The following is a 21504-nucleotide window of genomic DNA, read 5'->3' as shown; positions in this document are numbered from 1 at the left end:
GGCAAGTATGACAATTTAATTTTCAATCTGATAGATTTTTAATGGGTTAGATAAATGACTCAGGTGACGCATCTTTGCTCTTTAAGACTTTAAAGTTATATTGCCAGTATAACTTTGGTTCATGAGAGTTGGATGAGAACTTTTTCAAATTTAATTGAGCGCCTGCGCTTCTTGTTTTTATTTTTTGTGTTACTACTATTTTGCTTTACTAAAGCACTCGATGCTCAATTTGGTTTGTGGCGGTTAGGTGATGTTATCTTCTCTGTTCTTATTATTTATAGCTTGATTATTATTGGCGATAGATCGCGACGGCTTCTACAAGTTTTAATTGTTCTTGCCATAATAGAAGGCATATTTTTACTGCTGAGCTTTTTATTTGACTACCCTCTATTAGGAGTCATTAAAGCATTTTTTACTATGCTCTACTTTGCCTTAATGACAGCTGTCTGTTTGCGATATACTTTTGCCGATAAAACAATTGATATAACGACTCTGTTTGGTTCACTTTCAGCCTATTTGTTTATAGGGTTAGCCTATGCTTATCTTTACTTATGCATTGGTTTACTCGATTACAATGCTTTTTCGGGTTTAAATATAAGCTATGAGACGGATTTAATCTATTTTTCTTTTGTCACATTAACCACTGTAGGCTATGGTGATGTCGTACCCAGGACACCTATTGCACAAACCTTTTCCTGGATGGAGTCATTTGCGGGGCAGGCTTATCTCGCTATTATTATGGCTCAGTTAGTAGGACGCTATATGGCTGATAAATTAAGAAGTTAAGGTTTAGTAATGAATGAGGAAACAGTAAGAAAAAAAGAAAAATGTGTCATTGATTTGATTGTTAAAAAGCAAGAAAAGGCTTATATCATTTTTGAAAATGAGCAGTTTATTGCCTTTCTGGATCATCGTCCCTTATTTCCGGGCCATACTTTATTATCGCCAAAGGAGCATTTTAAGACTTTTTATGATTTACCGCCACAATTAATTGCCGATTTCAGCTGTTTAATTCAACTCATGGGTAAAGCAGTTGAGCAAGCCATGGGGGCAACGGGAAGTTTCATTGCCATGAATAATCGAGTGAGCCAAAGTATACCCCATTTACATGCGCATATTGTACCGAGGAATAAGGGGGATGGCTTGAAAGGATTTTTTTGGCCGCGGACAAAATATCAGGATGAGAATCATATTAGGGAAACGCAGCAAAAGATAATTCAACAGCTAAATTCAGGGGTAAACACATCTAAATTTTGAACATAAATGATTCCTGCTGAAGTAAAGGAATTTCATTGCTAAAGAAGTTTAATTACACTACGCTATGTTTTCTCCCTAAATTAATTAAAGGAAAAAAAAAATGACAATGTCAGCCGGTGAGTTTTGTTGGAATGAATTAGCAACACCCGATGTAAAAAAAGCCAAAGATTTTTACGGTAAAGTATTTGGATGGCAATTTATGGATCATGAAATGGAGGACATGACTTATACTATCGTTAAGTCTCATGATAAGGACATTGCTGGGATATGGGCTATACCTGCTGAACAACAACAGGAAATTCCACCTCATTGGATGGCTTACATCCTGGTTGCTGATGTGAAAGCAGCGTTGCAAAAAGCCAAAGATCATGGCGCAACCGTAATCAGAGATGTTACTCAAGCAGGTGAAATGGGGCACTTGGCAATTATTACCGATCCAACAGGCGCCCATGTGGCTCTTTGGCAACCTGCAAAGTAAACTTTTATTATGCCTTCGTAAGATTTAATTCCTTACACTGGGTGCAGTAGGGGTTTTGATGGGCGTTAATATATCGGTACGACTCTTGTCAAAACCTCCTGAAATCTCTTTTAATTTCTTCTTCGATACTTTTTTCTTTTCTTTGGTAAAGCTGGATGCTGGTGTTGTTTTCTTTGCCATGATGTCTCCTGCTAATCTGTACTATTAAGTATAGATTTAAAATAAATGATATCGCTGGCAAAAAATTGTAGTAAATTTGAGCTCTCTTCGTGCTGAGAGAGCTCGGAATAACTAGGAACAAAGTTTTTCAGTAGCGGTTACTCAATAATCAACCATGAAACACGCAGCGTGCTGAGCTTGTTTTTTAGAAAAATTTTCTAACTCAGTTTTTCTTTCCAATAGTATGTCTGATAATTTATCATTCATATGTTTTTTTATATCTTTCAATTCTTTCGAACTATCTGCACGGTATGCCTTAATAATTTCAAAAATAGAATTGCCTAAATTTAATCCATAATCATTGTAACTCTTTTCCAGTTTATTAAGTTCAATATTGGCCATTACAAAATTAAAAGCGCCATTTTTTTGAAGAATACTAACCGTCGTAAATCCAGACTGAGAGCTGGGTCTAAAAACAATACCATTTAGTGTTTGATCTTTCTGCAACTTATCTACGATATTGTCTTTGTTGAAATTTTGCCGATAGTTTGGATGAAAATAAATACTTCCGGGGGTAATATCATCACGGTCATAATGAAACCAGGAGCCCAAACCAGTTTTTACTGCTGCCGAAATTTTTTTATCATCATCAAGTTCTATCTTTGTACGCATTTCTTCCCCTTTTTTAATCTAATTGTTCAATTATATTTCTAAATGCTTAAGGGAAAATTAATTTTTTAAGAAAATTTATTTAATTAAACAACAATTTTTTCGCTAGAAACTACATTAATAGTTTTTCATGACCCTTGTTCATTTGCGCTATCACAGATAATATAACCCAGAGCGTGGCTTGCAGATTAAGCATTTTGCCGATGAGATCCTTGCTTAATTAAGGGCTGAATAAATATAGGGAAATAGTAGCGCACATGGTAAAGATTTCTACGGCAATAGTCTGCTTGTTTCTTGCTTCCTGTATGGTTGGCCCAAATTATAAAGAGCCAATTAAACCTGTTGCCAGTCAGTGGTTACAGAAAAGCCCTTCGGTTAAAACAACCCCGCCAAGAGATGCAAACTGGTGGAAAGCGTTTAATGACCCTACCTTAACCTGTTTAATTGAGCAAGGTTATCACAACAATTTGTCTGTCCAGAGTGCCGGTGTACGTGTATTGCAAGCCAGAGCACAACTGGCTCAAACAGTCGGTGAACTTTATCCGCAACAGCAGGCAGTTATAGGTAATTATACTTACAACCGCATTGGTGGTAGCTCATTGCAAAATTTATTACCTTCGAGCTTTGAAACCGCTGCACTAGGTGTTACAGCCAGTTGGGAGATTGATTTTTGGGGTAAATATCGCAGGGCCATCCAATCTGACGATGCTGCTTTTTTAGCATCAGTAGCTGCTTATGATAATGCGCTGGTTATTCTAACTTCAGAGATTGCCAGTGCTTACATCAGTATTCGTACTTATGAAAAACTAATTCAAATCACTAAAGCGAATATCCAATTGCAGTCTATGAGTTTGCGAATCGCTAAATCTCGTTACAAAGGGGGGCAAACGAGCCTCTTGGATGTGGAACAGGCTCAGACAGAGCTGGCAGAAACACAAGCAACACTACCTACTTTGGTGAGCAACTTACAGAAACAAAAAGATAAATTAGCAGTATTGCTTGGCATAGTACCAAATCAAGTTGATGCTTTCCTTACCAAAAGCAAGGGAATTCCTAGGACGCCTCCTACAGTTGCTGTAGGTATTCCTCGAGAAGCTTTGGCTAAGAGACCCGATATACATCAAGCTCGGTTAGAGGCTATCGCGCAATCGGAAGCAATTGGTGCAACGAAAGCAAATTTATTCCCTGCTCTATCATTGGCTGGTACATTTGTGTTTGCGGCCAATAGTGTTGGTAGTAATTCAATCAGCGATATTTTTCGCTGGTCAAACCGACAAATTACCGCAGGGCCTTCAGTGACTTGGCCTATCTTAAATTATGGTCAGATTACCAATGCTGTGCGTATGCAGGACGCCGCTTTTCAACAAGCCTTATTAAAATACATTAATTTGGTGCTGCAGGCGCAACAGGAAGTGCAAGATAATATTACTCGCTACATTGAAGCTAAAAAATCGGAAAATTACCTTGTTAAAGCCAACCAGTCTGCAACTGCCTCTACAAAACTGGCATTAACGCGCTATAGGGAAGGTGAGTCGAATTATACCACTGTGTTAGATGTTGAAAGGCAACAATTGCGAGTACAAACCTCATTAACTAATGTACAGGGGGAAGTTGCTTTGTCATTGGTTGCACTTTATCGGGCATTGGGGGGGGGCTGGCAAATCCGTTGTTGTAATGATGTTGTTCCCAACCATATTAAACAAGAAATGGCAGCGCGCACGAATTGGGGTAATTTACTTAAGCCACAAAATCATTTACCTCCAGCCACAAAAAAGCAGCGCTTGAAACAGCTTTATCTACCAAATTGGTGATGTATGAATTCAGTGAGAAATCGAAAAATAATAAAAATTGCAATAGTTAGTTTTGTTATAGTTTTGCTTCTTTATTTCATTTTCCATCACAAAACAAAAAGTACAACCGATACTTTACCGGTGCCCGTAGTCTTTGTTAAAAATCCGGAAGTAGTGGAAATGGGCGAGTATATTACTCAAACCGGCAATACCGTGGCGTATAATTCAGTGAATTTGGTGGCACGTGTTGAGGGTTATCTTGATGCCGTTAAATTTACCGATGGTAGCTTTGTAAAAGAAGGGCAGGAATTATTCATTATTGAGCCACAGCCTTATTTGGAAAAGCTTTTGGAGGCTGAATCTCAAGTCGCTATAGCCAAAGCCGCCCATGCTTATAACCAAGCCGAATATGAACGTCAGCGGCAGATGTATAAAGAAAATGCGACTTCCTTAAAAAATGTAGAAAAATGGCGAGCTCAGGCTGAAGAAAGTAAGGCAGCCATCGCCAAAAATGTGGCCAATGCCAAGGTCGCTGCCATTAATTACAGCTATACTCATGTGCGGGCTCCTTTTGATGGTCGTATTGGTCGTCATTTGGTGGATCCAGGCAATCTGGTAGGAAATGGCAAGGCAACAAACCTGGCTACGCTTGAACAAATCAATCCAATCTATGTTTATTTTAATTTAAATGAACTGGACTTAATTAAACTTCGTGAGGCAGCAAAGGCCAGAGGCTTTAAACCCTCCGATATTAGTAAAATCCCTGTTTTTGTGGGCATGCAAAATGAAACCAATTTCCCGCATCGGGGTAAACTGGATTTCGTAAATACTGGTCTTAATGCCTCAACGGGTACTATGCAGTTCCGAGCTATCTTATCTAATGAAAATCACGTTTTATTACCAGGCCTTTATGTCCAGGTAAGAATTCCAGTTCGTAAACCACAACCACAACTCACTGTGCCTGATACAGCCATTCAATACGATCAAATTGGCCCTTATTTATATACGGTTGATAACAATAATTATGTGGAAACAAAGCGGGTAGTGCTTGGTAGTATGGAGCAGGGGAAACGGGCAATTCTTAAAGGACTTGAGAAAGACGACAAGGTGATCGTTGATGGTTTACAGAATGCAACACCTGGTAATGGGGTAAACCCAAAAGTGCAAAGCAATTCATTAGGAAATGCATAATGATTTCTAAATTTTTTATCGAACGGCCTGTACTTGCGAATGTCATTGCGCTTTTGTTAGTGTTTCTTGGCATCATTGCCATAGGTATTTTGCCTGTTTCCCAATATCCGGAGATTGTTCCTCCTACCATTCAAGTAACGACCAACTACCCTGGTGCCGATGCGAAAACATTGATAAAAACGGTAGCGCTCCCCATTGAACAGCAGGTTAATGGGGTGGAAGATATGTTGTACATGCAATCCACCAGCACCAATAGTGGTAATTATAATCTCATTGTGACCTTTGCTATTGGTACAGATCTTAACTATGCACAGGTGTTGGTACAAAATCGTGTCCAGGCGGCAATGGCCCAATTACCAGAGTCCGTACAACAGCAAGGGGTTGTGGTTCAACAAAAATCCACCGCTATTTTGCAGTTTATTAACTTGACTTCCGAGCACGGCGAATATGATGGTTTGTTTCTTGACAGTTATGCCGCCATTAATATGCAAGATGAATTATCCAGGTTGCCAGGGGTAGGGAATGTCATTATCTTTGGTTCGGGGACTTATGCCATGCGGGTTTGGCTGGATCCTAAGAAAATGTATGCTTATTCTTTGACCCCCAAAGACGTACTCCTTGCGATTAGCCATCAAAATAAAGAGGTTTCAGCAGGGCAAATTGCTGCTCCCCCCGTGACAGGCAAACCCTCCTATCAATTTACAGTGAATGTGCCCGGACAGCTTGCCAATCCTGATGAATTTGCCGATATCATCGTCAAAACTGTGGCAACGCAGTCGGATGAAGGTGCTAATGCCAGCAGCAGTGCCCAAATTATTCGTATTCGTGATGTAGGACGCGTGGAGCTTGGTTCCTCAAGTTATAGCCAGCTTGCCAAACTCAATGGCAAGCCCACCGCTGCTATCGGTATATTTCAGCTTCCTGGCGCTAACGCATTAGAGGTAGCTCAGGAAGTGCGTAAAACAGTGGCCAAAATGGCAAAGAAATTTCCTCCAGGTATGCAATATTCTATCCCTTTTGATACGACTATCTTCGTGAAGGCTTCGGTGGATGAAGTTTATAAAACCTTATTTGAAGCCGGTCTCTTAGTATTACTAGTTATCGTTGTTTTCTTACAAAACTTTCGCGCCACGTTAGTGCCTGCAACCACTGTACCCGTAACAATTATTGGCACGTTCTTCGCCATGTTTTTATTAGGCTATACCATTAACCTCCTTACCTTGTTTGCCTTGGTATTAGCTATTGGTATCGTGGTTGACGATGCGATTGTTATTGTAGAAGGGGTGACCCAGCATATTGAACGTGGAATAGCACCTAAGGAAGCGTCTATTGAAACCATGCGGGAACTCTTTGGCCCGATTGTGGGTATTACCTTGGTATTGATGGCTGTATTTGTCCCAGCGGGATTTATGCCTGGATTAACGGGTGCAATGTATGCTCAGTTTGCCTTGGTGATTGCTGCAACCGCATTCATTAGTGCAATTAACGCAATGACCTTGAAGCCTACGCAATGTGCTTTATGGCTTCGGCCCATCGATCCCCACAGGCAAAAAAATATCATTTTCCGAACTTTTGATCGCTTTTACAATCCATTGGAAGCAGCTTATGTACGATTTATTGGTCGTCTCGTCAATCGCAGTGCTTATACTTGTTTGGTGGGTATTATCCTGGTTGCGATTGCCATTTTCGGAATTACCCGTATTCCCACTGGATTTATTCCAATCGAAGATCAAGGCTATCTCGTTTTAAATGTCTTGTTGCCGGATGGTGCTACCCTGGATCGAACGGAGGCAGTTCTTGATAAATTAACCAAGGAAGCCTCCAAGGTGGATGGTGTGGAAAATGTAATTGCCATTGATGGGATTTCCTTACTCGATAACAATGCCAGTCTGGCAAATGCTGGAGTTGTATACATCATGTTTAAAGATTGGAGTCTAAGAGGAAAGGGGGAGGATTTAAGATCACTTTATAATAAATTTAATGAGATTGCGGCAAAAACCCTCGATGCCAAAGTGCTGGTAGTCGTTCCGCCCCCTATTCAGGGTTTGGGATTATCAGGTGGGTTTCAAATGCAGGTTGAACTGCAAGATGGATCTTTTGATTACCTAAAATTGCAAAAGGTTACTGACCAGTTGGTGCAATATGGAACACTACAGCCCGCCCTGCAAAAACTTATGACCTCGTTTCGAGCAGCAGTACCTCAAGTTTTGGCGCCATTTAATCGATTAAAAGCTGAATCGTTAGGCGTAACTGTTGGTGATGCGTTTGACACGTTACAAACTTATTTAGGGTCTTCTTATGTGAATCTGTTTACCAAATTTGGACAGGTGTTCCAGGTGTATGTACAAGCGGACGCATCCTCTCGTATGAGCATTGAGGATGTACGTAATTATTACGTTAAAAATCAGGCTGGGGAAATGGTGCCTCTTGGGACACTCACCAATATTACTCAGGCCATCGGTCCTGCCCTTATTTCCCTTTATAATTTATACCCTTCAAGTAGTATCAATGGGATAGCATCCCCTGGATTTAGTTCAGGACAAGCTATTCAAGCAATGGAAGAATTGGCCCGGAAATTGTTGCCTGCTGGCTTATCTTTTGAATGGACCAGCACTGCTTATCAGGAAAAAGTGGCAGGGAATTTAAGCTATTTTATTTTTGCCCTTTCTTTAATATTGGTTTATATGATTTTGGCAGGCCAATATGAAAACTGGTTTACACCGGCAGCAGTTATTCTTAGTGTGCCATTAACGTTAATTGGAACCGTATTGGCTTTGTCCAGTTTAGGTTTAGACAATAATATGTATACCCAAATTGGTTTGTTACTATTAATTGCGCTAGCAGCCAAAAACGCCATTTTAATTGTCGAAGTGGCACGTGAGCAGCAATTACTTCATAACAAGTCCCCTATTGAAGCTGCCGTACTCGGGGCTAAAACGCGATTTCGGCCGATTCTTATGACCTCCTTTGCCTTTATCATGGGAGTAATGCCATTGGTGTTTGCAACAGGAGCTGGTGCGAATGCACGACGCTCCATTGGTATTGCTGTGGCCAGTGGGATGATGGCCTCCACTTGTTTGGCGGTAGTATTCGTACCTGCATTTTATGTGCTTATTCAAACTTGGCAGGATAGAAAGCAAAGTAAAAAAGTGGCTGCAGTTGTAACAAATCCTCAAGAGAAGGCTTAAACAAGGTAGAGATAAGATTATTTCAAAATGGCTTCACTAGCAGCTCGCAACGAACGCGATGCAAAATTTTTGTCCTGCACAGAAAAAAGAGATTTAATATTAATCAAATTTAATATTTACTTAACACTATTCTGTTACTATAGCCTTACTTCAATAGTATGGAAATAGCAATGTTAAATAAAGAGAGATTACTTGAATTAGCTAGGAAAGCAAAGAATACTAATTTTCCAGCCCTTTATTTTGAAAAAGGAAATGGTTGGGTGCAAACTTATATCCCAACGTTTGGGGTAGTTTTTTCGCTTAAGAAAATTCAAGAAGCATTGGATAAAGACAATTTTGACCCCTTGTTTAACTTCGCTAGGAAACTAAATACAGCAATTGATTGTTTAGAACAACGCCAAGCTAAGTTTAATGAAAAATTAAACGCCTATACAAAAGTTTATGAACAGCACCACAAAGTGGGTTCTTTACTCGACCCTTTGCAGTTAAAACAAGATTATTCAAAAGCTATTATCCAATTAAAAGAAGTCAGTGCTGAATTGAGAGAAATGTTACTTCATCCTGCTTTGGAATTTTTAAGGGTCACCCATCCAGAGCAAGCCGCTGATCAATCCAATCTTCATCCAGCTCAGGTAGTTTTTTATAAAGGAGGGAACCGTGATTTGTTGCATTACCTCATGCAATATGCAGGTTTCTTTAATCTTAAACTTCCAAAACGTGAAGCGCTTCAAAGTCCAGTAGTTTCGAGCAACCAGCAGCCCTGAAATGTAGCAAATCTGGTTGACGCATTTGCGGCAACCGGGTCTTCTTGGCTAAATTAAAACTTTGATTACGCTCTTACTTCATTAAAGCTATCCCTTACTTATTCTATAAATTAATAAATTTCCTGTTGCTTTTGCGCAACTTGAAGCATCTGTCGATGGAAAATTAGAAGTTTCGCATTGGGTTAATTAGTAACAGGGTGGTATAACTCCATTGTGTAAGAGCTTCTCCAATTATCCGGGATTAAAGTCCATATTAACCCGTTCGCATTCCTTGGTTAGATAATCTCTTTCAAAATGTTCCAGTTTCTTCGACAGATTAACAAAATGCATTAATTTTATTTGTCCGGCCAGAAGAGTAACTAAATACCTTGTTAATTCTTTTAAGCTCTCTTCCATAAACTGCTGAGTTTGCTTTAAAGAAAGGGCTTGGTGGTGTGTTGCTTTCATAATTACGGAACCAAGTTTGTCCTGCAATTTAAGATAAGCCTTCTTTTGCTCCTCGTTATGGCTACATTTTGAAAACTCAACAAATAATCGGTTGAAATGGCAAACTGTTCTAGATAATTTTTTAAGAGAAGAGGGTATTAATGTCAGGGTAGCATGATTGCTATGTTCTCGTGACCATCTTGCTGCGAACTCTTTAAACCATTCTCCTAATAAATGGTTGCTTGATTTAAGATGGGATGCTGACTCTGTCTTTCTGTTAAGAATTTGTATAGTAATAAGATCCCTCAGGTTCTCGTTGATTGTCATTAATGAGGTAATGATTTCATGTTGGCGTGGATCATTTATAGCAATATGCCAGCCTTGAATGATGTTGTCTTTCCCCATGTGCAAAACATGAGAGGCCGCCTCATTGGGTCGCATGGTGGCTACTTTTTTATAAAGTCGCCAGAAGCAAATTTCGACATTCAACTTTTTTTGAATAATATAGACCATGGGTATTCTTTGTCGGGCCTGATGTGTCCTTAGATCTTCAGGCAAAGCCAAAAAGTTTTTAATCTCAGCTACAAAGCGAGTAGCAAGAGGTTGATACAATTCATCAAAAGAACTTGTCCCAAGAAATTGCATGGCAATATCCATATTCAAAGTAAAAAATTTTTTGACCTCTGGATTATTAGCAAAGATTCTATTTAAATTCAGGTGAAGTCTATGCATTTCCCAAATTTCTCTGGAAGAGACTTCTGCCAATTCATAGGGGCGGCCTCGGTAAAACATGCCATAGATAAAGCAAAAAAATGATTTACTTTCGAGCTGATTCCACCAGGTAAAAGCCTGTTGGAGCAGTTGCCCCTTTTCTAATTTTTCTTTTGCTTCTGTATAACGAAAAATTCCCGATGCGACAGTATAGGGAGTGGTTTTACTGTTCAAATCATTATAAAAAGTTTTATCGTCCCTGTATTGTGGTGTTAGCATTTCCCTTGCCTCAGTTCTTTCGAGAGAATAGATCTGAGCGAAATCCTGCCAATTTCCTCCCAACAATACTTCACTTAAGTCTCTTACACCAATTAAACCTAATTCAATCTGCATGGTATTGGTAAAAAATAGTTGCGGTATCAAAGGATTAAAGGGTGGTTTTTGCCAACTGGTGCCATCAAGGCGCTGTACGGTCGTTTCTTTTCCCTCTATGGTTAATCCTCTCGTACCGCCGGTTAAAAAGAGGTGTTCACAAACGCATTTATCTATACAGATAAAATGCACATATTTTGTGTTGAGCTTCAAGACTTGCTCTAATCCCATGCCACCAGTAAGCATAAAGGTACTTAAATAACCAGAGTCCTCATACAATTTAGCATCGTCTCTGGATAAATTCATATGGTGAGCCGGTGTTACTTGATAAGCATTAAATCGCTTATGCTGGACTTTCTCTTTTCTATCGCTACGAACAAAAATATATTTAGTAAAAGTATGATTATTGACACTAGATTCTGTTTTTTCACGCATAAATTATCTCAAGTTAATCATTTTGCTCAAATTATAATCAAATTGATTGGTGTGCGAAAAAGAATTTTTCTCTTTTTAGTATTCCTTTAGGGAATGTAATTTTAGCCCGATAATATAGGGGTAGGTGTGCCAGCAAGTAGGCAATAAAGACATTGATGAAGGAGTGGACTCCATCTCAAATGATGCAGATAGAGCCAAAGTCTGGGGCGGATGAGCTTAGGTTGGAGAAACTTTTTTTGTACTTTCAGGTTCTTTGGCGGTTAATCTACCAGTTTTATCGAGATCGAAGGATTTTGGATTTTTCAAGTAAGCATCGACCTCTACTTTAGTTCCATGAACGAAAGTGCCTTTACCATCCGAATACATCCGATGGTCCTTTTCCTTATCGTAAGCGTCAAATCCACGATTCTTTTTTGCCTGCTCTTGAAGAAATTTGACAGCATCTTCTTGTGAATCAAAATGAAGAGCAACCAATCCTCCTGGTTGAGCAATGGGTTCTTTACCTGTTTCCTTTTTGTAGTCTTCCAGCAGCTCGGCAACAAACCCTTTCTTTTTACTGTCAAGCTGATATTGGGGTTGTGGTTTATCTTCTTCCAAAAGACGCTTATTTTTAAGAATACTTTCTCGATATGCATCTAAAAGACGCTTATATTCATTCTCTTGGTCACTAGTCCGATTCTTTGTTTGATGAAGTTCTCGTAATCTGGCGATTTCTTGATTTTGCTTTACCTTATCTTCTGGTGTGCTCATTTAAACTCCAATTTCACTGTAATAAGTGCTTCATATCTAAAACTTATGTCTCTGTAGGATTATAATCTATTAGTCATTCTAAATAATTAAGGGCTTTTAATTTTTCAACTTTCTTACATTATGATTGAGATAGAGTCAACTCACCTATCGCAACATCAACTATTTTTGCTCTTTATCTTTATCGCCGAATCTTTCCCAAAAGCCAGTAACCAGGTGCACGTCATAGGTTGATCTTATTCCTCATTTTACTGCCTCCAAAATGGCTGCAACCCCCATTCCACCCGCTGTGCAAATTGAAATTAATCCTCTTCCTTTGCCATGCTGATGCAAAATTTTAGCTAAATTACTTACAATTCGTGTGCCTGTTGCTGCAAAAGGATGTCCTAAAGCAAGACTGCCCCCTTTAATATTCATTTTTTCTCTATCAAGTGAGCCTAAGGGATATTTACGATTTAATACGCGTTGACAATAATCAGCCGATTCCCACGCTTTTAATGTACAAAGAACTTGACCCGCAAATGCCTCATGAATTTCATAAAAATCAAAATCTTGTAGCTCTAATTGGTTTCGTTTTAGTAATTCGCTTACGGCAATGGTAGGTGCCATTAATAAACCTTCACCGTGTACAAAATCAACTGCAGCAACTTGCGCGTCTACAAAGCGTGCAAGCATTGGATAGTGATATTGCTTGGCAACAGCTTCGCTAAGTAAGTAAACCGCCGAGGAACCATCGGTGAGTGGAGTACTATTACCAGCCGTTAAACTACCTTCCTCGCTACGGTCAAATGCCGGTTTTAAGGTGGCTAATTTTTCGATAGTGGTATTGTCTCTTACTATTCCATCCCGTTTAAGTCCGGAATAGTCACAAACCAAATCATCATAAAATCCTTCTTGATAAGCTTTCGCAGCATTTTGATGGCTTCTAAATGCCAACTCGTCTTGTTCGTGACGAGAAATCTGCCACTCTTTAACCATTTTTTCAGTATGCTGTCCCATAGAAAGTCCCGTTCGCGGTTCAACTACAGCAGGAAATTCTGGTTTTAAATCGCCAAGGCGAAAAGAAGCGATAAGCTTTAGTCTTTCTGGGAAGCTTTTTACCTGATTAAACGCTAGTAGTTTACGTGCAAAACTCTTGCGAAACATAAGGGGAATATCACTATTGGTGTCGACACCTCCAGCAATACCGTCTTCAATTTGATAGTTGGCTATTTTAAGAGCAATTTGCAGTGTAGTTTCCAAACTTGTGCCACAGGCGCGTTGCAAAGTATAGGCTGGTGTGTGGGGATTTAGTTTAGTGCCCAATACACATTCTCGAGCTAGATTCCAATTTGAAGAGCTGTTAATAACAGCCCCCAGGCCTACATCACCAAGTAGTCGATCTTCAAGTTTCATTTTTTCTACAAGTGCTTTTAAGGAGACAATCATCAAGTCTTGAGTCGAGGTTTCTTTATAAGAGGTCATGGATTTCACGAAAGGAGTCCGCATGCCTCCAGCAATATAAACTGCTCTGGTTTCCATTATAATAATATCCCTATCTAGCAAGTTATAAGATGATTTTATTACCTTTTCGAATTACAAGCCTAAATCAAAGAGTTATATAATACGCAGTATTTTTATCTCGCTTAATCAAAAAAGAAAGCACGCCTATTTATTTTGAATAATTTTAGCCTCAGCTTCTTTTTTCATGACAATAATCGTAATGCGGCGATTGCCAGGGTTTAGTGGATTTTTTTTATCCAATAAGACAGTGGAAGCATAACCTATCACTTCCATTACCTTATCCTCAGGCATGCCCGCTTTAACCAATGCCCTACGGGCAGTATTGGCGCGTTGGGTAGAGAGTTCCCAGTTACTTTGGTTTAAATCCTCAGGGTTATGATAAGGGTGGGCGTCTGTATGTCCCTGAATACTAATCTTATTAGGGACATTAGTTAATACTTTGGCTATCTTATCAAGCAATTGTTGCACTTCTGGGTCAATTTCATCACTGCCAATACCAAACATGGGCTTGCTTTTATTATCAATCAACTGAATTCGCAAACCTTCAGAGACTACATCCATTAACAGACGATGCTTTAAATCAGCTAAAGCAGGATCACTGGTTATAGTCAACATTAAGGTGTCTTTTAACTGCTCCAGTTTTTGAATTTCCTTTTTTTGTTCCAGTGATTGATTGCCTGCTGCTACCTGACCCTCCTTTTGTTTGAGATCGGTTCCTCCACCATTAATTGTTTTTTTACGTGCCCCCATGCTGTCCCCACCAATCAAGGCAATGCGTAAGGGTTGCTTAAAATATTCAGCTAGTCCATCTTTCTGTGCTTTATTGAGTGAGGCAACTAGCCACATCAACAGGAAAAAGGCCATCATGGCAGTGACAAAATCAGCATAAGCGATTTTCCATGAGCCGCCATGAGGATGTTTTTGATGCTTCCTGGCTCTCTTTAAAATAATTAAATTATCATTTCCGGACATAGTGGATCTCTAGGCTGCTTCTTCTGATGTTTCCTGCTTGCTAGGTTTAATCTCTTCATTCAATTCATTAAAGGAAGGTCTGGTTGTTGAAAATAAAACCTTGCGGCCAAATTCTGTGGCAATAATAGGGGGGTAATTGTGGGCGCTGGCTAATAGGGTAACTTTAATACAATTCAGCATAAGAATCGCATCATTCGTTCTTTGCTCCATAGCTGTAGCAAGGGGTCCAATAAAGCCATAACCTAGCAAAATTCCTAAAAAAGTTCCTACCAGTGCCTGCGCAACAAGCACACCAAGCTCAGAAGGAGGTAAATTAATAGACTCCATGGAATGCACAACCCCTAAAACCGCTGCTACAATACCAAACGCTGGCATACCATCCGCCAGTTTAGCGATAGCATTCGCAGGAATTGAATCTTCTTGATGATAAGTTTCGATTTCACTTTCCATCAATGATTCCAGTTGGTAAGGTTGCATGTTTGACGTAATCATTAAGCGTAAATAATCACAAAGAAATTCAATAATGTGGGGTTTGGCCATTAGACGCGGGTAATTGGTAAAAATAGCGCTACTAGCAGGATCATCGACATCATTTTCCAAAGACATAAAACCCTCTTGTCTTCCTTTGTTCATTAGTGCATACAATAAACTTAAAAGGTCTTTATATAGGGTTTTGCTTGATTTAGCATTGGTAAATAAAACAGGTAATGCGCTACTAATGGATTTTAAAACGCTAAGATTATTACCAACTACTAGAGAACCAAGGGCAGCACCTGCAATAATTAATAATTCCACGGGCTGCATGATAGCAGCCAAATGTCCTCCAGCTAAGGCAAATCCACCAAAAACGGAGAGTAAAATTATAAAATAACCAATTAAAATAAGCATGGTATTTCCTGTATGGGCTAGTTTTGTTTAAGGGATCGCCTAACAATCCCTTTAGCATGAGTTATTTCAAATAATCATAAACAACCCGCCCGTAAGGTAAGGTCAAATCTGAAACAAAATGCATACCGTTAATGACTTTTTTTACAGGTAATCTGGCCACCGGTGCTAACGCATGATGAAAGAGTTCTAGTTGTGCAGGACCTGTCCATGCTCCCTTTATGGTGACATCCTCTAGATGATATTCAACAAGTTCACAAATGCGGGTACTACCATCAACATGAGGAATAATTTTTAATAGATAGGATGGGGTAACCATCGCTTGAGCAACCTTTTTAAGATCAAGTGTCTGATATTTATAGCCCATGGTAGCGGTTGCAATGCGATTATGGCCATAGTCTAAGGTACCTAAAAGTGTTTCCTTTTCAACGGTTAGATGAGGTCGAGCAAGTTTTTTAGGAAAGCCCCAAATTTCCCGTCCTCCTGCAATAGGTGGGTGATCATCGAGATACATAGCATGGGTATATCCGCCTTCCTTTCCCTGATAACGCACGGGGATTACCTGACCTGATTCTGTATAATCGCCAAAACCTGTAGAATCAGGCATGCGGATGACTTCAAATTTTACCAGTGGTTCGGTAACCTCCAGAGGGGCAGGGACAATTTCTCGCAATAAATCCATTTCGGTTTCGTAAGTAATGATGAGATACTCACGGTTAATAAACCGATAAGGGCCGCGGGGATAGGAAGGGCTGGCAAAAGGCATCGCAAAGGCATTTTCCCTAATTTGTGATTCATTCATCGATAACTCCTGTAGTTTTGTAACCTTAATAAAAAAGGAAAGTTATTCCATGCACCAGCCGTGGCTGACAATTAATGATTGTCCTGTTAAGGCATTCGAATCAAAGGAGGCAAAAAACAGAGCCGTTTGAGCAACATCATCGGTGGTGGTAAATTCACCATCTACCGTGTCTTTAAGCATGACTTTTTTAATGACATCTTCTTCACTCATATGAAGCTCTTTGGCTTGTTCAGGAATCTGCTTATCTACCAGGGGGGTACGGACAAAACCGGGACAAATTACATTAGCACGTACGCCATGAGCTGCACCCTCTTTGGCAACCACTTTACACAAACCTATTAAGCCATGTTTAGCAGTTACATAAGGCGCTTTTAACAAGGAAGCTTCTTTAGAGTGAACAGAGCCCATATAAATAATACTGCCGCCTTTCTTTGCGGAGTACATATGTTTTAGGCAGGCTTTCGTTGTTAAAAAGGCGCCGTCCAGATGGATAGCGAGCATTTTTTTCCAGTCAGAAAACGATAATTTATCGACAGCTTCAATGATTTGAATACCAGCGTTGCTAACAAGAATATCCACTCCGCCATAGCTGCTGACTACAGAGTCAACACCATTATTTACCTGTCCTTCATCAGTTACATTCATAGCTACAGCCATGGCCTTTCCGCCCATAGTCTGAATTTCATCTGCAGTTTGTTGTGCCTGACTGAGGTTTAAATCGGCAATGGCTACTTTTGCTCCTTCCTTTGCGTACACAATCGCAATTTCTTTACCAATGCCACTGGCAGCACCCGTGACGATAGCCACTTTGTCTTTTAATCGCATAATTACATTCCTTGTAAATAATATTGTGAATATTAGTATACAGTGAGTATTCCATTTTGCCTTACAATTTTATAGTTTAGCAGGACCTATAAACAAGACAAAATGGAATTATGTGAAATTCTAGAAATTATTACTAGGCAAATTAGTAATAATAATAGTAGCCATTTCTATAATACCAGTTTCTTCTGTCTTGTTCTCGACCAATTGTATTACCGATTAATGCTCCTGCACCTGCACCGATGGCTGTTCCCCATCCGCTTCCACCACTAACAGCATATCCTACTCCTGCTCCGGCGGCAGCTCCAGTTGCTGTGCCTACTTGAGTAGCGGTACAAGAAACTAATCCTGTAGTCGATAACCCCAAGAAAAACATAACATATATTAGTCTTTTCATGGTTAAGCTCCTCTTGTAAGTAGATCCTTCACTAGAGATATTAGTACAAAAAAAGATCATATGCCTAAAAATAAGTCAATTTAAAAAATAAAAGCTTTGCCTGGGGGGAATTTTTTAATGTAAGTCATTAGTGAAAATCTATGGGCACTTACGCAAATTACCGTCAATCCTGAGTATCCCAACCACATTGTGGCAAACATCAAAAAAGACGACGGTCATCCCTGAGTAAAGTGAAGGATCCTTTATTAGGAGATGTCTCACTACGTTCGACATGACGTACGTCTTTTATTAGGAGATGTGTCACTACGTTCGACATGACGTACGTCTTTGGGAGCAAAGCGAAGGACCTCTTCGATATGGAATCGGGTTCTACTTGCAATCCTTCATGCGGCTTTGCCGCATTCTGGATGACGAGATGGAAAAAAATATGCAAAAGATTATAACAGACGTCATCCTGAAAGCGACATTGTCGCTTGAAGGATCTTTCATTCAAAGAGCGGGATTTATCTGCTGGGGCTCCTTCGCTTTGCTCTAGACTGACGCCTTGTTGTTTGTAATTTAAATAAAGGAGGATTTTGCCCGGGGAAGATGCCGTAAATTGCATTAGAGAAAAATAAATTTATAAAAATATAGAAACGTCAAGACTGTATTTTTAGAATTTATTTGTTAATATGTCTGTCCGCAGTTTTATTTTCAGTTTCACCACAATTTGTGGATATTTATTTTAAGCTTTAGTTTTCACTTAGCAATTCTCTCTTTGAATATTACCTAAATTCCTTTGCTGGTAAGGAATCTTGCTGTTTATACAAGAAAATGCTTCAATCATGTTATCCCCAAAATCTGTGGATAACTCTGTGCATACCTTGTCAAACGCCATAAAGATTTGGTAGTTAGAATTATGATTATAAATTCTCCAAAATATTCGAGGAAATACTGGAGCTACAAAAATTCATAAAATTGAAATTGTGTGCATTTTATCTCACATGTAAATCATGTAATCGGATGAATCAAAAAATAATTTTCTTTGGTAAAAGAGCTACCTATGCAAAATGAAGCTGCTCGGATTGATAACTTTAATCTATAATTAAAAGGGACAATACAAGGAAGTAAATCAGCAGTAGGGAAAGCTATGAAAGGAAAACATCACGGAATAGAATTTGAGTGTTCCTCTCAGCCTATTAATGGTAAATATGCAGGCGAATATCTTCTGATCTTTCACCATGAGCAATATACTTATATTATCAAAAAATCAGTAGGTAAGATGTTTACTACACCAAAAGAAGCGGAGATAAAAGCCATGGAGTTTGCAAAAAATCAGATAGAAAGAGGACTCTTTTAATCTTAGCTGTATTATACGAGGGACTTGTCTTCTTAAACAGTAAATCGGAAAGTAAGTTTATGAGGCTTGAGAAATTGTCGCTCCCCCAGTAGTATTGGCAAATCAGTCTTAAGAAAAGAGAGTGCTATGTTTCATGGTAGTATTGTGGCCTTAGCCACCCCGATGACGGATGATGCAGTTGATTTAAATTGTTTACGTGAATTGGTTGAATTTCATATCTCTGCCGGGACTCATGCTATTGTTGCTGCAGGAACTACTGGTGAAGCAGGTACTCTTTCCCATCAAGAAAAGATTTTAGTCATTAAAACAGCGATAGAGCAGGCAAGGGAACGCATTCCTGTTATTGCAGGTACCGCAATGAATGCAACCAAAGAGTGTATTGCATTGACTCAAGAAGCCATGGAGTGCGGTGCTCATGCAGCATTGATAATGACTCCAGCGTATATCAAACCTACTCAGGAAGGACTTTATCAGCATTATAGTGCAATTGCCAAAGCAGTGGCCATGCCAATCATTCTGTACAATGTACCAGGTCGTACTGCCTGTGATTTATTGCCGGAAACAGTCGCAAGACTTGGAAAAATTTCAAATATTATTGGGATCAAAGAGGCAACAGGTCAAATGACTCGCTTGCAGCAAATTTTGCGTTTATGTGAGGGTCTTGATGTTTATAGCGGTGATGACCCTACAGCTGCACAATGGATTTTAGCTGGTGCAAAAGGGGTTATTTCTGTCACAGCGAATGTGGCTGCAAGGCAAATGGCCAAACTAGCTGATGCTGCTTTTGATAATGATCCTGCCGGCTGTCTAAAAATTAACGAACAGTTAATGCCTCTTCATCAGTTATTATTCGTTGAAGCCAATCCCATTCCGGTAAAATGGGCTTTGAGTAAAATGGGTTTAATGAAAGATGAACTACGATTGCCCTTAACGTCTTTGTCTGAAGAACATCATCAAGCACTAGAGCAGGTTCTGCGCAACTTGCAACTTATTTAAGAAGGAAAAATTGTTGTGAAAAAAATTGGTCTTATCGTTCTTTCTGTTTTAGTTTTACCAGCTTGTTCCAATTATGCCAGTAATGGTGAGGCGCTCTATTTACGCAGCAAAAATGGCCAATCACTGGTAGTTCCTCCACCACTAACTGATAATAATATTAGTCACTTTTATGATTTACCTGCACAGAGTAAAAATGCAAAGGTAGGTATTGCACCTCCGTTAGATTCCACGATCGCGGAAGATGCATCTTAATTAAAGGTTAAACCCTATGGCAACTGAATCAGATGAATTACGTGTTATCCAGGAGTTATCTGCTCGTCTTGTAGAGGCACAGCGGACGATACGAATTTTGGATAGCATCAAGTGGGATGATGCGATTAAAAAGGATTTTTTTACCAAAAAAGCACAGGCCCTGCCTAAAATAGATAGAGATTACTACCTAAATAAGCCTTTACCTTTCGATGCTACTGAAAAGCAGGAAGAATTTCGCTTGATTGTCCGCGATGCACAAAATCAATTGGGGCAATACTCACCTGTTACGCGTTTAATTAAACGGCAATGTGAGGAATATGCACGCGCAGTGCAAATGCTGAATGCTCGAGGTACTCCGGCATTTTGTGAACTGGCAATGGAACTTTATGGCAGTCCGGATGATGCATTTTATTCAGGTGGGCCGCGTCTGTCTGAATTAGGCACGCTTTTATTTGATGTATTAACAGCACTTGAGGTACAGCTTAAATCAGAAGCAGATGAAAAGAAGCACACGCCACAAAAGGCACAGGAGTTATTGCAGGAGCGTCTTAGCCACTTTTTTGATCAGCATCCCGGTAAAGTCACTGTTATGGTAAGCGATGACATGGTTGCCGATGCTTCTGCAGGAGCAGATACTATTAAATTAAGTCAACATGCTATGTTTAGTGATCGGGATTTAAAATACCTTGAGGTTCATGAAGGTTGGGTTCATGTGGGAACAACGCTAAATGGGGCAACACAGCCTTACTGTTCCTTTTTAGGAAAAGGCTCTCCTTCATGCAGCGTGATTCAGGAGGGACTTGCCGTCATTACTGAAATTGTCACCTTTTCGTCTTATCCCGGTCGGGTGCGTAAAATTACCAATCGTGTGATTGCACTGGAGAAAGTTCGGCAGGGGGCAAATTTTATTGATATCTATCGCTATTTTATTGAATGCGGCTTAACTGAAGATGATAGTTATAATCATACTGTTCGCGTATTTCGCGGCAGTACGCCCGAGGGAGGGCCTTTTACCAAAGATTTATCTTACGCGAAGGGATTTCTTTTAATCTATAATTATATGCGTTTTGCAATCAGTCAGCGGCGAATTGATTCCATTCCTTTGCTTTTCACTGGTAAATTAATTCTTGATGATTTACCTTTGTTGGGGGAATTAAAGGAAAGAGGTATTTTATCTCCCCCTGTGTATTTACCTCCACCTTTTAAGGATTTGGCGGCCCTCAGTGCCTGGATGAGTTTTTCTTTATTTTTAAATAAATTCAGCTTGAATGAGATTCAAAAGAATTTTCGCTTCTTGCTGGTATAAATTGAGTAAAATTTAATTTATTGTAATTTCCTCTATATTCAAG

Annotated in this window: 21 protein-coding genes; 11 read left to right on the top strand and 10 right to left on the bottom strand. The window is 39.5% G+C overall.

Features of this window, described 5'->3' with window-relative positions; translation table 11 throughout:
- Positions 1-132: 132 nt before the first annotated feature.
- The 3 genes from clem_RS10375 (at position 133) to clem_RS10365 (ending at position 1735) form a co-directional block, all read left to right on the top strand.
- The gene (locus clem_RS10375) at positions 133-786 is read left to right on the top strand and encodes a potassium channel family protein (protein ID WP_094091492.1); all 654 of its coding nucleotides are present in this window, start codon (positions 133-135) and stop codon (positions 784-786) included.
- A 9-nt stretch (positions 787-795) separates the two neighbouring features.
- Positions 796-1257: an HIT family protein gene (locus clem_RS10370; protein WP_094091491.1), complete on the top strand. Its 462-nt coding sequence runs from the start codon at positions 796-798 to the stop codon at positions 1255-1257.
- Between the two features lie 100 nt (positions 1258-1357).
- Positions 1358-1735 carry a VOC family protein gene (locus clem_RS10365; RefSeq protein ID WP_094091490.1) on the top strand — a complete coding sequence of 126 codons (378 nt, stop codon included), beginning with the start codon at positions 1358-1360 and terminating at the stop codon, positions 1733-1735.
- A gap of 24 nt (positions 1736-1759) precedes the next feature.
- Here clem_RS10365 and clem_RS14870 read toward each other — a convergent pair whose 3' ends face one another.
- Both clem_RS14870 and clem_RS10360 read right to left on the bottom strand, forming a co-directional pair.
- Complete coding sequence (locus clem_RS14870; protein ID WP_157698230.1) at positions 1760-1915, bottom strand: hypothetical protein; 156 nt, start codon at positions 1913-1915, stop codon at positions 1760-1762.
- Positions 1916-2056: 141 nt separating this feature from the next.
- A complete protein-coding gene (locus clem_RS10360) occupies positions 2057-2566 on the bottom strand; it encodes a hypothetical protein (RefSeq protein ID WP_094091489.1) in 510 nt (169 codons plus the stop codon).
- 254 nt (positions 2567-2820) lie between these two features.
- On the opposite strand from clem_RS10360, the gene clem_RS10355 reads away from it, so the two are divergent.
- From clem_RS10355 to clem_RS10340, 4 genes are all read left to right on the top strand, one after another.
- Positions 2821-4374 (top strand): efflux transporter outer membrane subunit, encoded by a 1554-nt coding sequence (locus tag clem_RS10355; protein WP_094091488.1) that lies wholly within the window; start codon positions 2821-2823, stop codon positions 4372-4374.
- 3 nt (positions 4375-4377) lie between these two features.
- Positions 4378-5544, top strand: coding sequence for an efflux RND transporter periplasmic adaptor subunit (locus clem_RS10350; RefSeq protein ID WP_094091487.1), 1167 nt, complete (start codon positions 4378-4380; stop codon positions 5542-5544).
- Entirely contained in the window at positions 5544-8732 is a 3189-nt protein-coding gene (locus tag clem_RS10345) for an efflux RND transporter permease subunit (RefSeq protein ID WP_094091486.1), read from the top strand. The genes clem_RS10350 and clem_RS10345 overlap by 1 nt, the downstream gene beginning before the upstream one ends.
- A gap of 170 nt (positions 8733-8902) precedes the next feature.
- The gene (locus clem_RS10340) at positions 8903-9496 is read left to right on the top strand and encodes a hypothetical protein (RefSeq protein ID WP_094091485.1); all 594 of its coding nucleotides are present in this window, start codon (positions 8903-8905) and stop codon (positions 9494-9496) included.
- Between the two features lie 231 nt (positions 9497-9727).
- Here the strand turns inward: clem_RS10340 and clem_RS10335 are convergent, their stop codons facing one another.
- From clem_RS10335 to clem_RS10300, 8 genes are all read right to left on the bottom strand, one after another.
- Positions 9728-11440 carry a hypothetical protein gene (locus clem_RS10335; RefSeq protein ID WP_094091484.1) on the bottom strand — a complete coding sequence of 571 codons (1713 nt, stop codon included), beginning with the start codon at positions 11438-11440 and terminating at the stop codon, positions 9728-9730.
- 216 nt (positions 11441-11656) lie between these two features.
- On the bottom strand, positions 11657-12190 hold the full coding sequence (locus clem_RS10330; protein ID WP_094091483.1) for a hypothetical protein: 534 nt from the start codon (positions 12188-12190) through the stop codon (positions 11657-11659).
- Positions 12191-12430: 240 nt separating this feature from the next.
- Positions 12431-13708 carry an acetyl-CoA C-acetyltransferase gene (locus clem_RS10325; protein WP_094091482.1) on the bottom strand — a complete coding sequence of 426 codons (1278 nt, stop codon included), beginning with the start codon at positions 13706-13708 and terminating at the stop codon, positions 12431-12433.
- A 126-nt stretch (positions 13709-13834) separates the two neighbouring features.
- A complete protein-coding gene (gene motB / locus clem_RS10320) occupies positions 13835-14662 on the bottom strand; it encodes a flagellar motor protein MotB (RefSeq protein ID WP_094091481.1) in 828 nt (275 codons plus the stop codon).
- Between the two features lie 9 nt (positions 14663-14671).
- On the bottom strand, positions 14672-15550 hold the full coding sequence (gene motA, locus clem_RS10315; protein ID WP_094091480.1) for a flagellar motor stator protein MotA: 879 nt from the start codon (positions 15548-15550) through the stop codon (positions 14672-14674).
- Between the two features lie 61 nt (positions 15551-15611).
- Positions 15612-16349, bottom strand: coding sequence for an acetoacetate decarboxylase (locus tag clem_RS10310; RefSeq protein ID WP_094091479.1), 738 nt, complete (start codon positions 16347-16349; stop codon positions 15612-15614).
- A gap of 42 nt (positions 16350-16391) precedes the next feature.
- Positions 16392-17174 (bottom strand): 3-hydroxybutyrate dehydrogenase, encoded by a 783-nt coding sequence (locus clem_RS10305; RefSeq protein WP_094091478.1) that lies wholly within the window; start codon positions 17172-17174, stop codon positions 16392-16394.
- Positions 17175-17316: 142 nt separating this feature from the next.
- On the bottom strand, positions 17317-17568 hold the full coding sequence (locus clem_RS10300; protein ID WP_094091477.1) for a glycine zipper domain-containing protein: 252 nt from the start codon (positions 17566-17568) through the stop codon (positions 17317-17319).
- Between the two features lie 1129 nt (positions 17569-18697).
- Between clem_RS10300 and clem_RS10290 the strand changes: the two genes are divergently transcribed.
- From clem_RS10290 to clem_RS10275, 4 genes are all read left to right on the top strand, one after another.
- Positions 18698-18907 (top strand): hypothetical protein, encoded by a 210-nt coding sequence (locus clem_RS10290; protein WP_094091475.1) that lies wholly within the window; start codon positions 18698-18700, stop codon positions 18905-18907.
- Positions 18908-19033: 126 nt separating this feature from the next.
- Positions 19034-19903 carry a 4-hydroxy-tetrahydrodipicolinate synthase gene (gene dapA, locus clem_RS10285; protein WP_094091474.1) on the top strand — a complete coding sequence of 290 codons (870 nt, stop codon included), beginning with the start codon at positions 19034-19036 and terminating at the stop codon, positions 19901-19903.
- Positions 19904-19918: 15 nt separating this feature from the next.
- A complete protein-coding gene (locus tag clem_RS10280; RefSeq protein WP_094091473.1) occupies positions 19919-20155 on the top strand; it encodes a hypothetical protein in 237 nt (78 codons plus the stop codon).
- Between the two features lie 16 nt (positions 20156-20171).
- Positions 20172-21461 (top strand): flavohemoglobin expression-modulating QEGLA motif protein, encoded by a 1290-nt coding sequence (locus clem_RS10275; protein WP_094091472.1) that lies wholly within the window; start codon positions 20172-20174, stop codon positions 21459-21461.
- Positions 21462-21504: the final 43 nt, after the last annotated feature.

Source organism: Legionella clemsonensis (assembly GCF_002240035.1).
GTDB lineage: Bacteria > Pseudomonadota > Gammaproteobacteria > Legionellales > Legionellaceae > Tatlockia > Tatlockia clemsonensis.
The sequence above is the reverse complement of the archived record's forward strand: the minus strand, read 5'-3'. Positions and strand labels throughout refer to the sequence as shown.

Bases quoted from the DNA above. Each gene is read 5' to 3' on its own strand.
- clem_RS10375 (WP_094091492.1), top strand. From the start codon at position 133: ATGAGAACTTTTTCAAATTTAATTGAGCGCCTGCGCTTCTTGTTTTTA.
- clem_RS10370 (WP_094091491.1), top strand. From the start codon at position 796: ATGAATGAGGAAACAGTAAGAAAAAAAGAAAAATGTGTCATTGATTTG.
- clem_RS10365 (WP_094091490.1), top strand. From the start codon at position 1,358: ATGACAATGTCAGCCGGTGAGTTTTGTTGGAATGAATTAGCAACACCC.
- clem_RS14870 (WP_157698230.1), bottom strand. From the start codon at position 1,915: ATGGCAAAGAAAACAACACCAGCATCCAGCTTTACCAAAGAAAAGAAA.
- clem_RS10360 (WP_094091489.1), bottom strand. From the start codon at position 2,566: ATGCGTACAAAGATAGAACTTGATGATGATAAAAAAATTTCGGCAGCA.
- clem_RS10355 (WP_094091488.1), top strand. From the start codon at position 2,821: ATGGTAAAGATTTCTACGGCAATAGTCTGCTTGTTTCTTGCTTCCTGT.
- clem_RS10350 (WP_094091487.1), top strand. From the start codon at position 4,378: ATGAATTCAGTGAGAAATCGAAAAATAATAAAAATTGCAATAGTTAGT.
- clem_RS10345 (WP_094091486.1), top strand. From the start codon at position 5,544: ATGATTTCTAAATTTTTTATCGAACGGCCTGTACTTGCGAATGTCATT.
- clem_RS10340 (WP_094091485.1), top strand. From the start codon at position 8,903: ATGTTAAATAAAGAGAGATTACTTGAATTAGCTAGGAAAGCAAAGAAT.
- clem_RS10335 (WP_094091484.1), bottom strand. From the start codon at position 11,440: ATGCGTGAAAAAACAGAATCTAGTGTCAATAATCATACTTTTACTAAA.
- clem_RS10330 (WP_094091483.1), bottom strand. From the start codon at position 12,190: ATGAGCACACCAGAAGATAAGGTAAAGCAAAATCAAGAAATCGCCAGA.
- clem_RS10325 (WP_094091482.1), bottom strand. From the start codon at position 13,708: ATGGAAACCAGAGCAGTTTATATTGCTGGAGGCATGCGGACTCCTTTC.
- motB (WP_094091481.1), bottom strand. From the start codon at position 14,662: ATGTCCGGAAATGATAATTTAATTATTTTAAAGAGAGCCAGGAAGCAT.
- motA (WP_094091480.1), bottom strand. From the start codon at position 15,550: ATGCTTATTTTAATTGGTTATTTTATAATTTTACTCTCCGTTTTTGGT.
- clem_RS10310 (WP_094091479.1), bottom strand. From the start codon at position 16,349: ATGAATGAATCACAAATTAGGGAAAATGCCTTTGCGATGCCTTTTGCC.
- clem_RS10305 (WP_094091478.1), bottom strand. From the start codon at position 17,174: ATGCGATTAAAAGACAAAGTGGCTATCGTCACGGGTGCTGCCAGTGGC.
- clem_RS10300 (WP_094091477.1), bottom strand. From the start codon at position 17,568: ATGAAAAGACTAATATATGTTATGTTTTTCTTGGGGTTATCGACTACA.
- clem_RS10290 (WP_094091475.1), top strand. From the start codon at position 18,698: ATGAAAGGAAAACATCACGGAATAGAATTTGAGTGTTCCTCTCAGCCT.
- dapA (WP_094091474.1), top strand. From the start codon at position 19,034: ATGTTTCATGGTAGTATTGTGGCCTTAGCCACCCCGATGACGGATGAT.
- clem_RS10275 (WP_094091472.1), top strand. From the start codon at position 20,172: ATGGCAACTGAATCAGATGAATTACGTGTTATCCAGGAGTTATCTGCT.